An 18,211-nucleotide genomic window follows, 5' to 3' on the forward strand; every position below is an offset into this window, starting at 1 on the left:
TGGGCGAGGGTGGTGGACTGCTGCGGTGAGCGAGCGTCGTAGATTCTGCGTTGCCAGGTGCGCGAGCGCGCGGGCCGGGCGGAGGATCCGAGCCTGGTGGTGCCCGACCCGCAGAGCCTGCACGCGGCGGTGAACATCCCGGCATCCACGACCGGCCGGGACGCGGCGAAGAAGGTCCCCGGCCGCAAGCGCGGGATCGCTGTGGACGTCATAGGACTGGTCATCGCGGTTGTCGTGCTCGCCGCGAGCGTGCACGACAACCAGAGCGGCACCGAGCTGCTCACGCGGGTCGCCGCGCGCACCGCCGCGGTGAGCAAGGCGCTGGTGGACCAGGGGTTCAAGAACACCGTGGTCGAGCACGGCGCAGTGCTCGGCATCGACGACGAGATCGTCGAGCGCAACCCGCGCGAGGTCGGCTTCGCACCACAGCCGATCCGGTGGCGCGAGCAGACCCTCGGCACGCTGATGCTGCAACGGCGTCTGGTGCGCGACTACGAGGCAAACCCGCGCTCGTCCGAATCGCGTGTGTACTGGGCGATAACCGCTGTGATGGCCCGCCGTCCGGCGCAGCGGCCCCGACCTGGCGTGGGGCATAGCGGGATGCGCCGATGACAAGACCGATCCTGGAGAAGATCGCCGAGCGGGAGACTGCCGTGTCCGTCAAGGCCGAGCGGCTGCGCGCGGAGATCGTCCAGCTCGGCGATCGGCTGCGCGAGATCGAGCACGAACTCGCTGAACTCGCCACTGCCCGCAAGGGCATCCTCGCGCTCGATGGCGACGAGTCCACGCCGGCACACAGCAGCCCCGGCGGTACACGACACCTCGATCTCGGCAGCCGCGGCCGGGTCGGTGCCGCTCCCTTCGGCCGCTCCCGGGGTCGTGGCCGACTCCTGCGGATATCACTCCAAGTGAGCAGTCGAGTGCCAAGAGTGTCAACCAGCGCGTTCACTTCGCGTCGCACTGCCGAGCGGGCTCCCGCACGTCACTGAACGATTCCCGGCTCAGGCCCCCCGCGAGCGCACCTTTTGCGGCGGCCGACGAGACGTACAGGACAAAATCAGGCGATTTGGAATCACACCGACTCATGCCTGACCATAGCCCCCGTCCCGGCGATCCCGGGCATCTGTTCGAGAGAGGCGCACCACCCTATGCACGTCACCGGAACCGTCCCCCCGTCGGCTCCGGCCCCGCAGGAGACCCCCGCGGCCCCCGTCCCCACCGAAGACCCCACCGGGAACACCGGCAGGCATGCCCGCCGTTTCGGGCTGCCCGTCGCCACCGCCCTGGTCATGGGCAACATCATCGGCGGCGGTATCTTCCTGCTCCCGGCCTCCGTCGCCCCGTACGGCACGGTCAGCCTGGTCGCCTTCGGCGTCCTGACCGTCGGTGCCATCGCCCTTGCCCTGGTCTTCGGGCGGCTCGCCGAGCGGGACCCGCGTACCGGCGGACCCTACGTCTACGCCCGCGGGGCCTTCGGCGACTTCGCCGGCTTCCTCGCCGCCTGGGCATACTGGATCACCACCTGGGTGTCCAACGCGGCGCTCGCCGTCGCCGCGGTCGGCTACCTCGACGTACTGATCCCGGTCAACGGCCACCGCTGGACCGCGTGCCTGGCCGCGCTCGTCCTTCAGTGGCTGCCCGCGCTCGCCAACTTCGCGGGCACCCGCTACGTGGGCGCCGTGCAACTCGTCTCCACCGTGCTGAAGTTCGTGCCGCTGCTGCTCGTGGCGGTCGGCGGGCTGTTCTTCTTCGACCCGCACAACCTCGGCCCGTTCCAGGCGAGTGGCGGCAGCGCTGTCGGGGCGGTGTCCGCCTCCGCCGCGGTCCTGCTCTTCTCCTACCTCGGTGTGGAGTCCGCCGCCGTCAGCGCGGGCGAGGTCGAGAACGCCCGGCGCAATGTGGGGCGTGCCACCGTCATCGGCACCACGGGAGCGGCGCTGGTCTACCTGCTGGGCACGCTGTCCGTCTTCGGCACGGTCGCGCACGACCGCCTGGCGCACTCCACCGCGCCCTTCTCGGACGCCGTGAACGCCATGTTCGGCGGCTCCTGGGGCGGCTGGGCCGTGGCGCTCGCCGCTCTCGTGTCGATGACCGGCTGCCTCAACGGCTGGACGCTGCTGAGCGCCCAGACCCCGTACGCGGCAGCGCAGGACGGCCTGTTCCCCGCCGTCTTCGCGCGCCGGCGGCGAGGCGTTCCCACCGTGGGTGTCGGCGTCACCGTGGTTCTCGCCTCGCTGCTCACCGTCTCCACCTACACATCGGGCTCGGGCAAGGTCTTCGAGACCCTGGTCCTCGTCACCACGTTCACCGCGACCGTGCCGTACCTGCTGGCCACCGCCGCGCAGGTGTTCCACCTGGTCTCCGGCCGGCGCGAGCAGGTCGACCGGGCACGGCTGGCGCGGGACGCCGTGGTCACGGCGGTCGCGGCCGCCTTCACGCTGTGGCTCGTCGCGGGCGCCGGATACGCGGCGGTGTACCAGGGCGTACTGTTCCTGTTCGTCGGGATCATCGTCTACGCCGTGATGGCGGCACGCCGGCACAAGACGGCCTGATCCACCGCCTCCCCAGCCTTGACCACCTCGGCCCCGCGGCGCACTTGCACCCGTACACCGGTGTGTCGGCCGAAATGCGGCTCGTGACGTGACGGCTGGTTGCGTCAGCGGGCCGGGCGGGCGGCTCGCGTTGTGGGTGAGCACGCTCCTCTCTCGCCGAGACAGAGCAAGCCGACGAGCTGCGCCGCAGCCTGCCCGAACAGGAGTGCCGCCCGGAGACTGGCGGCGTCGAGCTGGCTCTGGCCACCGCCCTGCTGGGGCTGGGCCGCAGTACCGAGGCCCGCACCCTGGCCGAGACCGCCCACCACGCCTGTCTGGCCGCCTTCGGCCCGGACCACCGCCGCACCGCCGAGGCCCTGGCGCTGTTCGATCGCATCGACTGCTCATGACCCGGGCGCAACACCATCGACCGCACATCGCCGAGCCCTCACCTGCGCACTGACCACCCGGACCGACGACGGCGACGGCGACGGCGACGGACGGAAGTCGACCCGAACCCGCATATGCACGGGAACTACAGACAAAGCGAGCCGCGATTGAGCAGGTCAGCGCGTTCCGTCGGTTCCCCTTGCTCTGCGCCTGACACGCCGTCCGGTTCCGTGGTGGAGTGGCCTGAATCAGCCTGCGACCGGCCACCCGCCACGGCCCGCACGTCCGACACTCCAGCCGGGCGACCCCATCGATCCGCCGGCACGCCGCTCAGGGCAGCTCTCCTACAACCGCATGAGCGCGGACATCGCCCACGAGCGCGGCCTGCCGGCCGGCCTCAGGAACGACCTCCCGCAGATCCCGCACCTCGTTCGTGATTCGACTTCGGGGTCAACGAAGAATGCGCCCAGTACGGCGAGTGCGCCGAGTTCACCCGTTCATCAGAGCCGGCAAGGCGGTCTTCACGTCGAACACGCCGAGCGGAACGGGAAGTTCTGCGCCGAGTCCCGTCGGCTGAAGCTGTCGTCGATGCTGAGGAAGCCGGAACTCGGGGTGTGGCGCAAGCCCTGCTGACCGTGACACGCCTTGGCCCGCGTGCTCCGGGTCGGCGTGGATGTGCGCTACACCACCCGAATGAAACGAGTTGAACGGGCAACGTTCCCTCTCATGCCCCGAACCAATCCCCTCGGCAGGTGAGACGATGACGACGGCGACCAAGGCGCCCCGGACGCTGCCCGCCACCCCCACCGGCCGCGCCACCCAGACCTCTCCGCGTGCTCCGGTACCCCCGCTGCCGTCGCTCACCGGGCTGCGGTGGATGGCCGCGCTGCTGGTCTTCGGACTGCACGTGCGCAACTTCGGCTACTTCTCGGGCGCCGGCGACCGCGTCATGACGTGGGGGTTCGGGTCCGGCGCCACCGGAGTGTCGTTCTTCTTCATCCTGTCGGGGTTCGTACTGACGTGGTCCGCGCGGCCGAACGACCGCGTGCTCGCCTTCTGGCGACGGCGCATCGCCCGCATCTATCCGGTGCACCTCGCCACCGCCGCGATCGCGCTGCTCATGGCCTGCACACTGGCCCATCAGGCGAGACCGACACTGCCCCAGGGACTGGCGAACGTCCTGCTGGTGCACTCCTGGTGGCGTCCGTGGTGGCAGACACTGGACCCGGTCAGCTGGTCGCTGGCCTGCGAAGCCTTCTTCTACGCCGCCTTCCCGCTGCTGGCGGTCCTCCTGCGCCGTCTCGGCGCGCGCGGATCGGCGGCGCTGGCCGGGGCATCGGTACTCACGGTCCTGATCCTGAGCCGGGCGGACGCCCACCACTGGCTGAGCCAGCCGGTCAACTCCTTCCCCGCCGCCCGTCTGCCCGAGTTCGTCCTCGGCGCCGCCACCGCGCGCCTGGTGATCCTCGACCGGTGGCGCGGTCCCGGTCTGGAAGCCTCACTCGCTCTGGCGATCATCGGCTACTTCTTCGTCCCGCAGGTCACCGCCGGGTACCCGGCCACTCCCTGCACTCTCATCGGCTTCGCTCTGCTCATCCCGGCCGCGGCCGTCGCGGACCTCGAGGGCCTGCCCTCGCTGTGGCGGCACCGGCGGCTGGTACGTCTGGGGGAATTGTCGTTCGCCTTCTATATGGTCCACCTGCTGGTGCTGCGGGCCGGGACCAGCCTGCTGGGTACCTCCCCCCGCTTCGGTCTACCGACAGCCCTGGCCGTCACCGCCGTCCTGTTCGCCGTGTCCCTCGGACTGTCCTGGGTCCTGTACGAGGCTGTGGAACGTCCCGCGAGGCGGCTGCTGCTCCGCAACCGCCGTTCCGCCGGGACACCGCCGGCCACGCCGCCGCAGCCGGGTCCGCCCGCCGTCGAAGCCGCCGTCACGGCCGCGTCGGCGCCGAGCCCCGGCAGTCGGCAGGATCGCCTGAGCGAGTGACTTCCCCTGTCGGGCAGCAGCAGCCGGGCGGAGGGCAGACGAGCCTGACGGAGGGCGGTCTCGATGCCCACCAGCGGCTCGGTGCCGGGCGCCGCGGCCTGGCGCCGCGGGCCTCCATCCTGCCCGCGGAGCGCTCGTACACGGCGACTTCGGCTCCGACGGCCCGCATCTCGCGGGCGGTCGCGAGGCCTCCGACGGACCCGCCGATGACCAGGGCCTTGAACGTCGGGTGCCGCATCATATGCCTTTCTGACGCCGAGTCAGAAGGGGTGTCTCCGGCGGAGACACCCCTTCTGCATGTGTTCAGCCAGGGCTGCGCGGCGTTTGCCGGGCGCCTCCCGGGCCCGGCAATGTCATCCTGTCAGCGGACCGGTGGCTTCACGACGTTCAGGAAGACCGGGATCGGTGGCACCCAGTACGGCGTGTCACCGAGGGGGATCACGGACGCCGTCCGCAGGCCCGGCCGCGTCATGGCATGGGCATCGAGGGTGACGGTGAACGACGCGCTGCGGCCCGGAGTCAGGGTCAGCTGCCCGGGATTCTCCGACAGCCAGTCCACGTCCGTCTCCGTCTCGTCCCAGCCCGGCAGTTGCCGGGCGGTGGCCACGGGGACGGGGAAGCGGCTCTCCCTGCTGCCGCCCACCTGGTACATCCCCGGAGCGCCGCCACCGCGGTAGACCGCGGTCGGGGCGTCGGGCAGCCGGGCCCAGGTGTCGCTGCCCGGGTCGTACGCGTAGCCCTCGGCGGTGAGAACCCTGTTCACGCCGACCCGCTTGAAGCCGCCGGAGACGAGGAGCCGTCCGTTGGCGGCGGCGTAGGCACCGGTCGCCAGCCCGACGTCGTGCAGACCCGCCCCGCCGGAGGCGTACGCGTACACGTTGGGGTAGGTCCCGGCGACCGGGGCGCCCGCGTTCGCGTAGGCACCGGTGATGATGGGGGCCGATGCGCTGGTACCGCCGGCCACGCCCCAGCCTCCCGAGTCCCCGTAGCTGTCGTACACGGCGACGCCCGTGGCCGGGTCGGCCACTGCGGACACGTCGGCGACGGTGCGCCCGGGGCATCCGGTGTCCTGCTGGAAGGCGGGCTTGGGCTCGTACAGGGAGCACCCGGAGCCGGTGCCGCCGCCGTCGTGGCTCCACACCGACTCAGACCAGCCACGCGGCACTTCGGGGGCTTTGGTGAGGGTGGTGCCGCCGACCGCGGTGACGTGCGGGGAGGCCGCGGGGTAGGCGACGCCGTAGCGGGAGTCTCCCGAGGAGGCGACGATCGCGACGCCCGGGTGGTCGTAGTGGACGTCGGACGCGGCCTCGGCCGGGTCCTCCGGGTAGAACAGGTAGTTGGAGCCGTAGGAGTTGGAGACGTACCCCGCGCCGAGGGCCACGGCCTGGTCCACGGCGGATCCGAGGTCGTCGATGCCGGCGCTGTCGGCTTCCACCAGCAGGATGCGGGCGTTCGGGGCGACGGCCGAGATCATGTCCAGGTCGAGGGAGATCTCGCCGGCCCAGCCCGGGTCGGGGTCCGGGTAGGCGGTGCCGCCACGCTGATCGGCCTTGGTGAAGCAGCCGTTGGCGGTGGTGCAGGGAGGCAGCCCGTACTGCGCGCGGTAGACGGCCAGGTCCGCCTCGGCGTTCGGGTTGTCGAAGGCGTCGACGACCGCGATGGTGCGGCCCGCCCCTCCGTCCGCGGGGAGCCCGTGGGCGCTGCGGAGATCGGCCGGACCGAACCCGTCGGGGGCCTGCCCGGTGGCCTTGAGCCCCTTGCTTCGTGTGACGTCGGTGCGTCGCAGGCCGAAGCAGGCGAACTCGTGTGGCTTGGGCGGTCCGCAGAGCGGCTCGACGTGGCCCGGCAGCGGGCGGGCGGACGTCGTCGATGGTGACGTGGTCTGCGCGGCGGTGGTCGCCTGGGACGGCGCTGGGGCGCCGAGCGCGCCGACAAGGGCCGTGCTCACCGCCCCGGCGCCGAGGAGCAGCCGTCTCCCTCGACGCGGAACGAGGCTGTGCAATATGGACAACTCGCAACTCCTGGTGGGGATTCTGCGGGCGGCGGAACTCCGCCCCCGGCTGATAAGTGGAGAGCAGGGCCGGAAAAGTTCTCGGACTTCGACGGCTTTCTTCGCGGTCCGCGAGGCCGCCGCCGGGGTGCGCGGAGACTATGACGCACGAGGAAGCCTCGGAGGGCGGGGCCGGGTGGTTGATCCCGCCCTCCCTGCGGCTGCGTGCCGGTCAGAAACGGGTGACCGAGACGATCCATGAACGCAGGCGGGTGACGTCCGCGAAGCTCGCGACAGGCTGATTGCGCGGCCACCGGTCGCTCCCCGCGCCCGCGGCTCGCCACGCACACCCGCGCTCCCTTGCCTACCGAGCGCGCGCTCGTATGCGACGGCGCGAACCTTCGGGACCAGCAGGGCCGACAGACCCCGCACACAGTCGGTCACGGCAGGTAACAGGCTGTCGCTGACATCGGGATACGGAACTGCCGGGAGCCGCGCCGGTGGCCGTGTCGCACCTCGCGGGTGCGACGGTCGCGCTCTTGCGAGAGCCTGGGGAAGGTGAGCGTGCCCGGCAGTGGCGACGCGCCGCGGGAGCGCGCCTCGACACCGGCGCCGGACATCCGGGGCACCCGCGCCCCAGCGAGGAAGGCGGGCTGCGATGAGCGATTCGGATACGGGCTCCGTGGGGCGGGGCCAGGGCGAGACTGCCGGACTCTCGACGATCAGGCTGAGCGTCAACGATCAGGTGCGGCAGCTCGAGGTCGATCCGCGGACCTCGCTGCTCGACGCGCTGCGCGAACATCTGCGCCTGAGCGGCACCAAGAAGGGGTGCGACCACGGGCAGTGCGGCGCCTGCACCGTGCTGATCAACGGCTGGCGCGTCAACTCCTGCTTGACGCTCGCCGTGATGCACGAGGACGACCAGATCGTCACGATCGAAGGCCTGGGCGACCCGGATGCCCTGCACCCCTTGCAACGCGCCTTCGTCGAGAACGACGGCTTCCAGTGCGGCTACTGCACACCAGGCCAGATCTGTTCGGCCGTCGGCATGCTCGCCGAGGTGGAGGCGGGCTGGCCCAGCCACGCCACGGCTGACGTGTCCGCGCCGCAGGTCGCGTTGACCGACGAGGAGATCCGCGAGCGGATGAGCGGCAACATCTGCCGGTGCGCCGCCTATCCGAACATCGTCGCGGCCATCCGTGGCGCCGCGGAAGGGGGCCCGGAATGAGGCCGTTCACCTACGAGCGAGCGACGGACGCACAAGCCGCCGTTGCCGCGGCGTCCAGAGACGGCGCGAAGTTCATCAGCGGCGGCACCAATCTGCTCGATCTGATGAAGCTCGGCATCGAGAAACCCAGCCACCTGGTCGACATCAGCCGGCTTCCGCTGCGGGACATCGAGGAACTCCCGGACGGCGGACTGCGCATCGGCGCCCAGGCGCCGAACTCCGAGGTGGCCGCCGACGCCCGCGTACGCACCCGCTATCCCGTGCTGTCGGAGGCGCTGGTGTCCGGCGCCTCGGGCCAGTTGCGCAACAAGGGGTCCACCGGCGGAAACCTGGTGCAGCGCACTCGCTGCCCGTACTTCTACGACACCGCAGCGGGCTGCAACAAGCGTGATCCCGGGTTGGGATGTTCGGCGATCGGCGGGTTCAACCGGATACACGCGATCCTCGGCGCCAGTGGCTCCTGCATCGCCACCCACCCCTCGGACATGGCCGTGGCCATGACCGCGCTGGGAGCGGAGATCGAGCTGCTCTACGCCGATCAGGCGGTACGCCGAGTCGCCATCACGGACTTCTACCGGCTGCCGGGCGACACCCCGCACATCGAGACCGTGCTGCGGACCGGCGAGATGATCACGAGCGTCGTCCTGCCCCCGCCCCCGCCGGGCCGGCAGAAGTACCGCAAGGTGCGCGACCGGGCGTCGTACGAGTTCGCGCTGGTGTCCGTGGCGGCTGTCGTCTCGACCGATCAGGAAACGATCAGTCAGGCGCGGGTGGCGTTCGGCGGTGTCGCGCACAAGCCGTGGCGGTCCGTCGAGGCGGAGGCCGCGTTGATCGGTCGTCCGGCCATGATGGGCACCTATCACGCCGCAGCCGAGGCGGCGATGGGCGACGCGGTCGGGCAGGGACACAACGACTTCAAGATCGAGCTGGCCAAGCGCACGCTGTGCCGCACGCTGGCGCAAGTGGCCCGGGCGAGCTGAGGAGGCGGCATGATCGGGCAAGGTCTGAACCGCGTCGACGGCCCGTCGAAGGTCACCGGCCGGGCCACCTACGCCTACGAGCACTGGGAGGCCGGCCAGCCGCTCTACGGTTCCATCGTCGGCGCGACGGTCGGCAAGGGCCGTATCACACGGATCGACACGGAGAGCGCCGAACGCGCGCCCGGCGTGCGCATGGTGATGACCCATCTCAATGCCCCGGCGCAAGGCACTCGCGATGAGTCCATTCCGTTCGAGTACTGGCGCGCCCAGCCGGTGCTGACCGGCCCCGACATCCACCATTACGGCGAGCCGGTGGCACTCGTCGTCGCCACGGCCCTCGAGCAGGCCCGTGCGGCGGCCGATCTCGTCGAAGTCGAATACACCAGCGGTCGGGGACGTTTCAACTTTGCCGAGCAGGAAGACGAGGTGTACATCCCGAAGGTGGTCAATGCCGGTCTTCCCACCGACACCGCGGTGGGCGATTTCGATGCCGGGTTCGACAGCGCGGACGTCAGGATCGACCAGTACTACACGACGCCTTACGAGTTCTCGTTGCCGATGGAACCACACGCATGTCTGGTGGAACCGCGTGACGAGGATCTGGTCGTCTACGTCAGCTGCCAGATCGTCGATGCGGCGCAGGCCTCGGTCGCCAGCACGCTGGGGATCGACCCGGCGCGGGTACACATCGTCACTCCCTTCGTCGGCGGGGGATTCGGGTCCAAGCTGGGCATCCATTCCGAGACGATCCTGGCAGCGCTCGCCGCTCGCGAGTTGCGCCGACCGGTCAAGATCGCGATGACCCGGCAGCAGATCTTCCAGCTCGTCGGCATGCGCCCCACATCCAGCCAGCGGGTTCGGCTGGGCGCGGGGCAGGACGGACGGCTGGCTGCGATCGCCCATGACGTCACCATGCACACCAACCCGGACGTGGAGTACGCCGAGCAGACCGCCGCCACGACCCGCAGCCTCTATGCGGCGCCCCACCGGTTGACCAGCCACCGGCTGGCGCCACTCGACCTGCCGCCCGGGACGGACGTCCGCGCACCGGGCGAGGCGCCGGGCATGCTGGCGGTCGAGTCGGCGATGGACGAGCTGGCGCACGCGCTCGACATGGACCCGGTCGAGCTGCGGATCCGCAACGAGCCCACCGTCGATCCCGAGCGGGACGTGCCGTACAGCGACCGGCACCTGGTCGAGTGTCTGCGCGAAGGTGCGCGCCGGTTCGGCTGGGAGCACCGCCCCGCCGCCCCGGCGAGCGTGCGCGACGGGCGATGGCTGGTCGGCTACGGCATGTCGGCCGCCATCCGCGGGCACTTCCAAGGGCCGACCGCGGTGCGCGTGCGGTGGGAGGCGGACGGCACCGCCGTCGTCCAGACGGACATGACCGACCTCGGCACCGGTACGTACACCGTCCTGACCCAGGTCGCGGCTGACGGCCTCGGGCTCTCGCCCGATCGTGTGCGGATCGAGCTCGGGCGGTCCGATTTTCCCTCCAGCTGGGGGTCCGGGGGCTCGTGGGGCGCCACCAATTCGTGCACCGCGGTGCATCGGGCGTGCCTGGCCCTGCGCGAGAAGGTGCTGGTCGCGGCGGGCGGCGACACGCGCTCTCCGCTGCACGGCCTCGACCCGGCAGACGCCGTGTTCTCCGATGGCAACGTGGTTACCGGCGGCGCGTCCGAGGCAGTACGCGAGATCGTCGCACGCAACCATCCCGAAGGTGTGGAGGCGGAGGGCGGGACCCGCTTCATGGGCGATGATCCGAACTACACGGACTACTCGATCAACACCTACGGGGCCCATTTCGCCGAAGTGGGGGTCGACGCGGACACCGCCGAGATCCGTTTGAGGCGGATGCTCGGCGTGTTCTCGGTGGGGCGTGTGTTCAACTCGAAGACGGCTCGCTCGCAGCTGATCGGCGGCATGATCTGGGGTCTTGGGGCGGCCCTCGAGGAAGAGGCCGTCGTCGACCTGCGATCCGGCGCCTTCGTCAACCGGGATTTCGCGCAGTACCTGGTGCCGGTCCACGCCGACGTCCCCGACGTCGACGCCGTCGTCCTTGAGGGGTTCGACGACAAGGCCAACGTACTTGGCGCGAAGGGCGTCGGTGAGCTGGGAATCTGCGGGGCCGGCGCGGCGGTCGCGAACGCGGTGTTCAACGCCACCGGCGTGCGCGTGCGCGACTTCCCCATCACCATCGAGAAGGTGCTGCCCGGGCTACCGCCGATGGTTACCTGAATCTGTGACTACCGCGCAGAGAGTCAGCGGCAGCGAAGCAGACCGGTGTCCATCATCGGCCCGAACTCCTCCTGGGCGTTGAGCACTTGGCCGTGGATGCCGAACAGCCCACAAACGGCACCGGACGCTGCTCGTACGGTCGCCCGCTGCGGGATGCAGGCGCCGGCAAGCGGCTTTGCCCGGTGTGGCGTCCGGGCGCCGCTCAGCGCATCCAGTGGGTCGGACCGAACGTTTCGTTGCGCGCGCAACGATCGGTGGGGAGGGCAGGAAGTGATCAGGTGTCGGCCCGCGGAGGCCCGAAGCGGCGTCATCGAACGTGTGTCTAGGCCCATTCCCGACGGCAGACAGGTGCGGGCCGGCAGTATGTGGCGGTCGGGCTTATCTGGGGTGGGGCCGACCGGGTTACTTTTCGGCCTGGAGGCACTCGGAGGGAGTACGGGCTCGCGTGCTTGCCGTGTCCTTCAGCGGTCCAGGGCGGGGTGGGGTTGAGGGTAATTACGTTGCTGCTGCGATTCCGCTGTGCCGGCGTGGTGCCGGCCTTCGCGGCGGCGGCGAAAGGACGACCTCTGATGCGAGTGACCCGGACCATGTTCGCCTCCGCGGCGGTTGCCGCGGCCGTCGCGTTGTCCGCTCCCGCCGCGCACGCCGTGTCGCTGGCCGGGCTTCGCGCTCCGGACGGCGCTACTTCCCACGGCAGCCACGGGCACGACCCCTCCGGGGGAGCAGGCTCGGAGCACGAGTGGCACGGCGGCACCGGGGAGACACCCCGTGGCGGCGTGCGGGCCGGTGGCGGCGCCCTGGCCCTGACCATGGACCACCACGGCGGCAAGGGCCACGGGGCGCGCGGAGACGCGCAGGGCGAGGAGGCCCAGGGCGAGGAGGCCCAGGGCGAGGAGGCCCAGGGCGGGCCCCAGGCCGACAGCGACGCCCCGGCCGCCGGCGCCGAGGAGGGCGGCGAGGGCGGCCAGCGCGGCGAGGGCGGCAAGGGCGGCCAGCGCTGGGAGGGCGGCCAGGGCGGCGAAGGCGGCGAAGGCGGCCAGCGCGGCGAGACCCAGAGAGCGCCTCGCGGTGGCGTCCCCGCCGGCGGCGGTGCGCTGGCCGGGAGCACCAGCACCAGCGGCCTGGCTGCAGGATCGATCCTGCTGCTCGGCGGCCTCGGGGCAGGCGCCTACATGCTGCGTCGCCGCAACGCCTCCGGTGCCGCGGGAGCCTGACCGGTTCACCCCGCACCGGCAGCCGTACGGCCGCGGGTGCTGCCGCTCCACCACCAGCGACAGCACCCGCGGCCGCCGTGCCGACACAAGTGCCGTTTCGGTGCCCGTGCCGGACGCCGGCCGATCCACCGATGCCTGACCGCCGCCCCCCGTTGATGAACAGGCACGCTGCCATGACCCCCTCTCCTCGGGCCTCGACGGACCAGTCCTCCGCCGCTCCCACCCGTACCGTCAACCACACACTGCTGTGGCCTGCCGCAGCCGTGGCGCTGGGCGCCCTGCTCATCCACCACTCACTGACGCCCCCCGCCGATCCCAAACCTCCGACCCCGTCCGCCGCCGCCCTCATGCCGGCGGCCGGAGCGCCGCCAGCGCTCGTTCCCCCGGTCCAGCCCGCTCCGGAGACGACCGCACCCTCCGTCCTGCACGTGGTGCCGCGGTCGACGCCGAAGCGGATCGTCATCCCTCAGATCGGTGTGGACGCTCCCTTCACCGACCTTTCGCTCGACGCCTCGGGACATCTGAACCCGCCACCCGCGGCCGACAAGAACCTCGTGGGGTGGTACAAGGACGGGGTCCCACCCGGCGAACGAGGCACAGCGCTCGTGGTCGGCCACGTCGACACCACCACCGGCCCCGCCGTGTTCGTTTTCCTGCGCCTGCTCAAGCCCGGCAACACCGTCGACATCACTCGCGTCGACGGGGCCATCGCCCGCTTCCAGGTCGACTCCGTCGAGACATTCAGCAAGGCCCGCTTTCCCGACAAGCGGGTCTACGCCAACGCGCCCACCCCACAGCTACGCCTCATCACCTGTGGGGGTGCCTACAACCGCGCCGCGCACGAGTATCTGGCCAACACCGTCGTCTTCGCGCACCTGATCACACTCACCCACCCACGCAGCACCCCCAAACCGGCCACTCCCGCCGCGCCGGCCACCCACACGGCCCCCACCGCGCCCACCGTCTCGACGAGGCCCATCGCCCCCACCGCGCTCGCCGCGCACGGTGCCCCCACCGTGCCCGCCACCCGCACCGCGCCGGCCGCCTCCCGCCCACAGCCATCCCCGCCGAAGGCAGTGCCTCACCCCTCGGGCACTCCGGCCACGGGATCGGTCCCGGCCGTGCACCTCGCCCCGCGGCATTAGACGCCGACCACGGCGATCCGGGACGGGCGGGGCCAACCCTTGCCAACCAACCGAAACCTGGACCGGGAGGCTGGGGCTGTCCCCAAGCCCATCCGGGGAGCGAGCACCATCGCCGCCGGCAGCGCAGCCAGCGAAGCTGGAACCGACTTGATCACGTCGGGAAAGGCGTCCCATGATCGACCCCCCTATCCGGTACAGGCGTCCGCGGCACTCCGCCCTCGCCCTCGCAGTCACCTCACTCCTGGACGACCGATCCCCAGCCGTCGGTTCACATGGCTACGGCCAACGGGCACAAGCCGGCGCCCTACGTGACACCCGGTCATCTCCCGGCCGTGGTCTCGACTTGGGGCGAGGGCTCGACGCGTCGTATTGGAAGAGAACCGCACCCGTTCTCGCCCAGCGAACCGGCTCCGAGATCATCACCTACTCACTCCGGCGACTCGTCGACTCCTGGCAGCGGCAGACAACTACGGGCCGGTGCATCTCGTGCACGGCTGGAGCGCGAGCCCAGCGGCGGCACTGATCGGTGTGCCGGACCGAGGCCATTCATCCACGGAAGACGTTCACCGACCGGGCGACCACCAGGGCGAGGGTGAGCAGGGAGATCGACGCCTGCACCGCCATCAGCAGCTTGGCCCAGCGGGACAGCGGCATGGTGTCGGTCGGGCTGAAGGCCGTCGCGTTGGTGAAGGACACATAGAGGTAGTCGGCGAACGTCGGCTCCCAGTCCGCCTGCGTCAACTCGCCGCCCTGCATCTGGGGGAAGAGGAAGTCCGGGTAGTCGGCGCTGCCCTCGGCGCGGGCCACAGGTCCGCCCCGGTCCCACTCCCAATACCACAGAGCGAAGACGATGACGTTGGTCAGCCAGATGGCCGCCGCCGTCATCAAGAGCGTCCCGGCGTCGCTTGCCTCGGTACCGCGCGCCAGGCCCCGGATGAGGAGTACCGCGGACCACCCGTTGGCCAGGCTGACGACGGCGGCGAGCGTGAGCCCGCCGCCGCGCAGCAGAGATGTCGTCCGTTCGGTGTGGGCCCGGGAGGCCGGGAAGAGAACGACCAGCAGCAGCACCTCCAGCGCGGGAAGCAGCCATGCCGGCCGGAAGGCCAGCCGCTCGGGAAGCAGCAGCTGAAGGGCGACCGCGACCAGCACCGCCACGGTGACGGCCCAGCGGCTCTCACCGCGCGTGGGCCGACGCCAGGCCGGTTCGGCCGGCTTCTCCTGGGCCGCGGTGAGCAGTTCCTCCAACCGCGCAAGTCGCTCGTGCAGTGCCCTGAGCTCATCGTTCACGCACCCAGTGTGCCGTGAGAGATACGGGCGGCGCCTGCGGGGCCGTGGGACCCGGCACGCGCCGCCCTCCTCACATGCCGCGCGGCAGCGGTGACCGGCGAGGCGGCGTCACCGCGGCAGCGAGCCGGGCGGCAGTGCGGAGTTGTGCCTGCCTTGCTGATGGGGCGTGAACAGGTTCGGCTGGGAAGGGCCGGACGGCTGCCCCGTTCGCATGACTCCTTCCAGCTCGCGACGTATGCTCTCGGCCGCGTCGCGAACTCGCGCGGGCACATCACCGCGCTCAGCGACGAGCCGGTGATAGATCGGGGCATCCTGGAACACGTACAACGACACCTTTCCGTCGGCGGTTTGCGGCCGCATGGGCGACTGCCGAGTGTACGTGCAGCCGCCGCGCTCACCACGTCAGGTACCGGAACGGACGCCGACTTGACGACTTGACGACTCGGCCACTTGACGACCGGGCGGCCTGGCGACGGGGCACATGGGCGGATTCGAGGCCCGGGGGTCCTGGCGTCCGCGGTCACGAGCAGACTGAGTGCCACCCCGACGGTGCGCCGTTGTGTCCGAAGCAGGCCTCCTGCAATGTCATCACCACGTCGCTGTCAGGGCCGTAGAGTCGCCGGACCGCATTCGCCTCGAAGGCGGTGACCACGACATCACCGTCGCTGCCGCCGTGGATGTAGGGCACCTGCGAGAGGTCCCACCGGTCTCCCCGACACCGGTGAACGGCTTCCACCAGGGCGGCTCCGCTGTCGTCGCTGGCGAGGGGGTTCACCAGCCCGTCGCGGGTCATGGCGTGGGAGAGGATCCGCCCATGAGCACGCGCGCCCCGCTCATCGGCGTGCCGTCGGGACTCCAGGATGAAGGTGGCCGCGCCCTCGCCGTGGTTCACGCAGTCCGCCCGCCGGTCGTAGGGCGCATCAGGCGGTCGAAGGACGGCAGGAGCTCGGGCATGCCGTCGACGCGTACGGCCTCGTAGGCGCCCTGCGCCGAGCGCAGCAGCCGCTGGACGTTGAGGATGACGTCGAGGCCGAAGAGGTCCACACCCGAGACGACGGCGAGTTCGACCACACCGCCGGCGATCAACTGCTGGGCGGTTCCCACCTGCACCGCGGACGAGGCGCATCCGCAGGACACGGTGTTGATATCCGGTATTCCGGCGGCGGGTGAAGTGGATTGCTCATCTTGACCTCCACGATGCGGTTGGGGCGGCTGCGGATTCGAGTCCCGGGCTATTCCGCGTAACGTGTGTGACCCGCCCAGCGGTACACCGACATCGGGCCCGCACCGATGTCGGCGTATTCGCCGGTGAATTCGTAGTGGTCGTAACCGTCGCGATACGCGAGCTTCACGGGATCGTCGGTTCCGCCGGGCGGTGCGTGCACTACCTGCGGAGCATCGCTCGGGCCGCCTTTGAGCAGCACAAGACCGGCGGAAGACATGGGAGCATCACCCCTGGGACGCGTAAGGCGGGGACGGCTCGCCGAATGACCTGCCGATAAGGGGATTCCGCATCTCTCGCCAACTTAGATCTGAGCAACGACCGGCAGAAACGGGGCATCGAAGCAGAAAAACAGCGCGCGATTGTGGAATTCTTCCGCCCGCCCATGGGCGTGTAAATAAAGCGACCGGGGATCGGACGGCACTCCGGCGCACGCCTCCAACGGCATGAAATGCGGCCCCAGCCGTCGAAATCCAGTCAGCCGTGTGCGGCTGCCTCACCTTCCGAGGAATCGTTTCCCTCGGCGGAACAACACACTTGCATAGAGGCACGCACCGCGCGAGACCGCCTTGAAGCCACGGCCGCACCGCCGAGTGTCGTGTCGGTATACGGGGCGAACGGGCCCGTTTGTGCTCGCGCGAGGAGCTCCCGCGCCGCCACCTCCCATGCGCCGGGCACCCGGCCGGGCAGGTACGCCCGTTCGAGTGCCTTGGCGCAGCCGTATCGCCCGTCGTCCGCGCCCGGCGCGATCGTGTCCGAGGATGGCATGCGGCCAGCCTGTCCCCGAGCCACGGATGAGGACGACGTGACCGCCAAGACGCCGTTCAGGAATTCCGACCAGTTGCGGCCCCTGGGCGAAGCGCTCGACGGCGCCGCCATGTCCCGTCTGCACGTCCGGTTCTGGCTGCTGGCCGGTCTCGGCATCCTGCTGGACGGGTTCGACTTCTTCATCATCGGTGTCGCCAACCCGCTCATCGCCGCGGACTTCCCGGTGACCGCCGTGGAGAAGGGAATGCTGTCGGCGGCGGCGATCGTCGGACCGGTGTTCGGCGCCGCCCTGCTGGGGCCCCTGGGAGACCGCATCGGACGCAGCCGGATCTTCCGGGTCGACCTGTGGCTGTTCGTCGTGTTCTCCGTACTGTGCGCGGCCGCGTGGGACGTCTGGTCACTGACGGCCTTCCGGTTCGCGCTGGGCATCGCCGTGGGCCTGGACTACCCCATCGCCGCGAGTTACCTGGCGGAGATCCTGCCGTCCAAGGCGCGTGGACGGTGGCTGGTCGGCGCCTTCAGCCTGCAGGCGGCAGGCATCCTGCTGGGAGCGGCGACAGGAGTGGTCGTCCTCCAGGCCCGGCCACAGGTGACCTCGTGGCGGATCATGCTCGGGTTCGGGGTGGTACCTGCCCTGGCCATCATCTGGCTGCGCCGCCGCATGCCCGAAAGTCCCCGCTGGCTCGCCCAGAACGGGCGCGAACCCCAGGCCCGCGAGGTCGGCAGGGCGCTCGTCGGCACTCCCGTGCGGGTGACCGACGCGGACAGGGAACGGCACGAGCCGCCGGCGGAGGGGTTCCGGGCGTTCCTCCAGCCCCAGCTGTTCTCCCGCCGATGGCGCAGACGCACGGTCTTCACCGCGGTCCCCTGGTTCCTACGTTCGCCCTGCCCGCCGAGGTGTTCCCCTCCGAGATGCGCGCGGCAGGACATGGGTTCGCCGCCGGCTGCGGCAAATTGGGTGCCGCCCTCGGCACCTTCCTCTTCCCCGTGCTGCTGACGGGTATCGGCGAGACCGCACTGCTCTACGCGGTGGCCGCCGCCTCAGCGTGCGGATTCCTCATCACCCTCGCCTTCCGCGTCGAGACACGCGGCCACTCCCTGAACGCACTCTCCGGCGCCCAAGCCACCGCACTCGCACCCCGTATCACCCCGCCGTGACGTCCGGGCCGGGTTGGCCCCCCTGGGGTGGGGCGCTCGATGCCCGTGCTGCTCACCGTGGTCGCGGCCTGCC

General features: G+C 70.7%; 16 protein-coding genes and 2 pseudogenes. 12 read left to right on the forward strand and 6 right to left on the reverse strand.

Translation table 11 applies throughout. From position 1 onward, the window contains the following. Positions 1-57: 57 nt before the first annotated feature. The 5 genes and pseudogenes from ABZ823_RS09695 to ABZ823_RS09715 all read left to right on the forward strand — a co-directional run bounded on the left by ABZ823_RS09695 (position 58) and on the right by ABZ823_RS09715 (position 4,908). Positions 58-612 (forward strand): transposase, encoded by a 555-nt coding sequence (locus ABZ823_RS09695; RefSeq protein WP_361656187.1) that lies wholly within the window; start codon positions 58-60, stop codon positions 610-612. After that, positions 609-989, forward strand: a complete 381-nt coding sequence (locus ABZ823_RS09700) for a hypothetical protein (protein WP_361656190.1) — start codon at positions 609-611, stop codon at positions 987-989. Before ABZ823_RS09695 ends, ABZ823_RS09700 begins: the two co-directional genes overlap by 4 nt. Before the next feature lie 159 nt (positions 990-1,148). Beyond that, on the forward strand, positions 1,149-2,552 hold the full coding sequence (locus ABZ823_RS09705; protein ID WP_361656192.1) for an amino acid permease: 1,404 nt from the start codon (positions 1,149-1,151) through the stop codon (positions 2,550-2,552). A gap of 705 nt (positions 2,553-3,257) precedes the next feature. Beyond that, a pseudogene (locus tag ABZ823_RS09710) lies at positions 3,258-3,554 on the forward strand (endo alpha-1,4 polygalactosaminidase); the annotation flags it as partial. 127 nt (positions 3,555-3,681) lie between these two features. Continuing rightward, complete coding sequence (locus ABZ823_RS09715; RefSeq protein WP_361656195.1) at positions 3,682-4,908, forward strand: acyltransferase; 1,227 nt, start codon at positions 3,682-3,684, stop codon at positions 4,906-4,908. A 361-nt stretch (positions 4,909-5,269) separates the two neighbouring features. On the opposite strand, the gene ABZ823_RS09720 is transcribed toward ABZ823_RS09715, so the two are convergent. Beyond that, positions 5,270-6,919 carry a S8 family serine peptidase gene (locus ABZ823_RS09720; RefSeq protein WP_361656197.1) on the reverse strand — a complete coding sequence of 550 codons (1,650 nt, stop codon included), beginning with the start codon at positions 6,917-6,919 and terminating at the stop codon, positions 5,270-5,272. Positions 6,920-7,556: 637 nt separating this feature from the next. Between ABZ823_RS09720 and ABZ823_RS09725 the strand changes: the two genes are divergently transcribed. The 5 genes and pseudogenes from ABZ823_RS09725 to ABZ823_RS09745 form a co-directional block, all read left to right on the forward strand. Beyond that, a complete protein-coding gene (locus ABZ823_RS09725; RefSeq protein WP_361656200.1) occupies positions 7,557-8,126 on the forward strand; it encodes a 2Fe-2S iron-sulfur cluster-binding protein in 570 nt (189 codons plus the stop codon). Next, positions 8,123-9,106, forward strand: a complete 984-nt coding sequence (locus tag ABZ823_RS09730; RefSeq protein ID WP_361656202.1) for a xanthine dehydrogenase family protein subunit M — start codon at positions 8,123-8,125, stop codon at positions 9,104-9,106. Before ABZ823_RS09725 ends, ABZ823_RS09730 begins: the two co-directional genes overlap by 4 nt. Positions 9,107-9,115: 9 nt before the next feature. Next, entirely contained in the window at positions 9,116-11,344 is a 2,229-nt protein-coding gene (locus ABZ823_RS09735; protein WP_361656204.1) for a xanthine dehydrogenase family protein molybdopterin-binding subunit, read from the forward strand. Positions 11,345-11,913: 569 nt separating this feature from the next. Then, entirely contained in the window at positions 11,914-12,558 is a 645-nt protein-coding gene (locus ABZ823_RS09740; protein ID WP_361656207.1) for a hypothetical protein, read from the forward strand. 173 nt (positions 12,559-12,731) lie between these two features. Next, positions 12,732-13,436 (forward strand): annotated as a pseudogene (locus tag ABZ823_RS09745) (class F sortase); the annotation flags it as partial. Positions 13,437-14,249: 813 nt separating this feature from the next. On the opposite strand, the gene ABZ823_RS09750 reads toward ABZ823_RS09745, so the two are convergent. The 5 genes from ABZ823_RS09750 to ABZ823_RS09770 all read right to left on the reverse strand — a co-directional run bounded on the left by ABZ823_RS09750 (position 14,250) and on the right by ABZ823_RS09770 (position 16,432). After that, positions 14,250-14,990: a hypothetical protein gene (locus ABZ823_RS09750; protein WP_361656209.1), complete on the reverse strand. Its 741-nt coding sequence runs from the start codon at positions 14,988-14,990 to the stop codon at positions 14,250-14,252. A gap of 108 nt (positions 14,991-15,098) precedes the next feature. Further along, positions 15,099-15,311 (reverse strand): hypothetical protein, encoded by a 213-nt coding sequence (locus ABZ823_RS09755; RefSeq protein ID WP_361656848.1) that lies wholly within the window; start codon positions 15,309-15,311, stop codon positions 15,099-15,101. 199 nt (positions 15,312-15,510) lie between these two features. Then, positions 15,511-15,882 (reverse strand): hypothetical protein, encoded by a 372-nt coding sequence (locus ABZ823_RS09760; protein WP_361656212.1) that lies wholly within the window; start codon positions 15,880-15,882, stop codon positions 15,511-15,513. Then, complete coding sequence (locus ABZ823_RS09765) at positions 15,879-16,100, reverse strand: hypothetical protein (protein ID WP_361656215.1); 222 nt, start codon at positions 16,098-16,100, stop codon at positions 15,879-15,881. Before ABZ823_RS09765 ends, ABZ823_RS09760 begins: the two co-directional genes overlap by 4 nt. Positions 16,101-16,222: 122 nt before the next feature. Continuing rightward, complete coding sequence (locus ABZ823_RS09770) at positions 16,223-16,432, reverse strand: DUF5988 family protein (protein WP_361656217.1); 210 nt, start codon at positions 16,430-16,432, stop codon at positions 16,223-16,225. 585 nt (positions 16,433-17,017) lie between these two features. Here ABZ823_RS09770 and ABZ823_RS09775 point away from each other — a divergent pair. Next, a complete protein-coding gene (locus tag ABZ823_RS09775) occupies positions 17,018-17,977 on the forward strand; it encodes an MFS transporter (RefSeq protein ID WP_361656219.1) in 960 nt (319 codons plus the stop codon). Next, positions 17,893-18,138: a hypothetical protein gene (locus ABZ823_RS09780; RefSeq protein ID WP_361656222.1), complete on the forward strand. Its 246-nt coding sequence runs from the start codon at positions 17,893-17,895 to the stop codon at positions 18,136-18,138. The genes ABZ823_RS09775 and ABZ823_RS09780 overlap by 85 nt, the downstream gene beginning before the upstream one ends. Positions 18,139-18,211: the final 73 nt, after the last annotated feature.

Source organism: Streptomyces sp. NPDC047079, assembly GCF_040643755.1.
Lineage (GTDB): Bacteria > Actinomycetota > Actinomycetes > Streptomycetales > Streptomycetaceae > Streptomyces.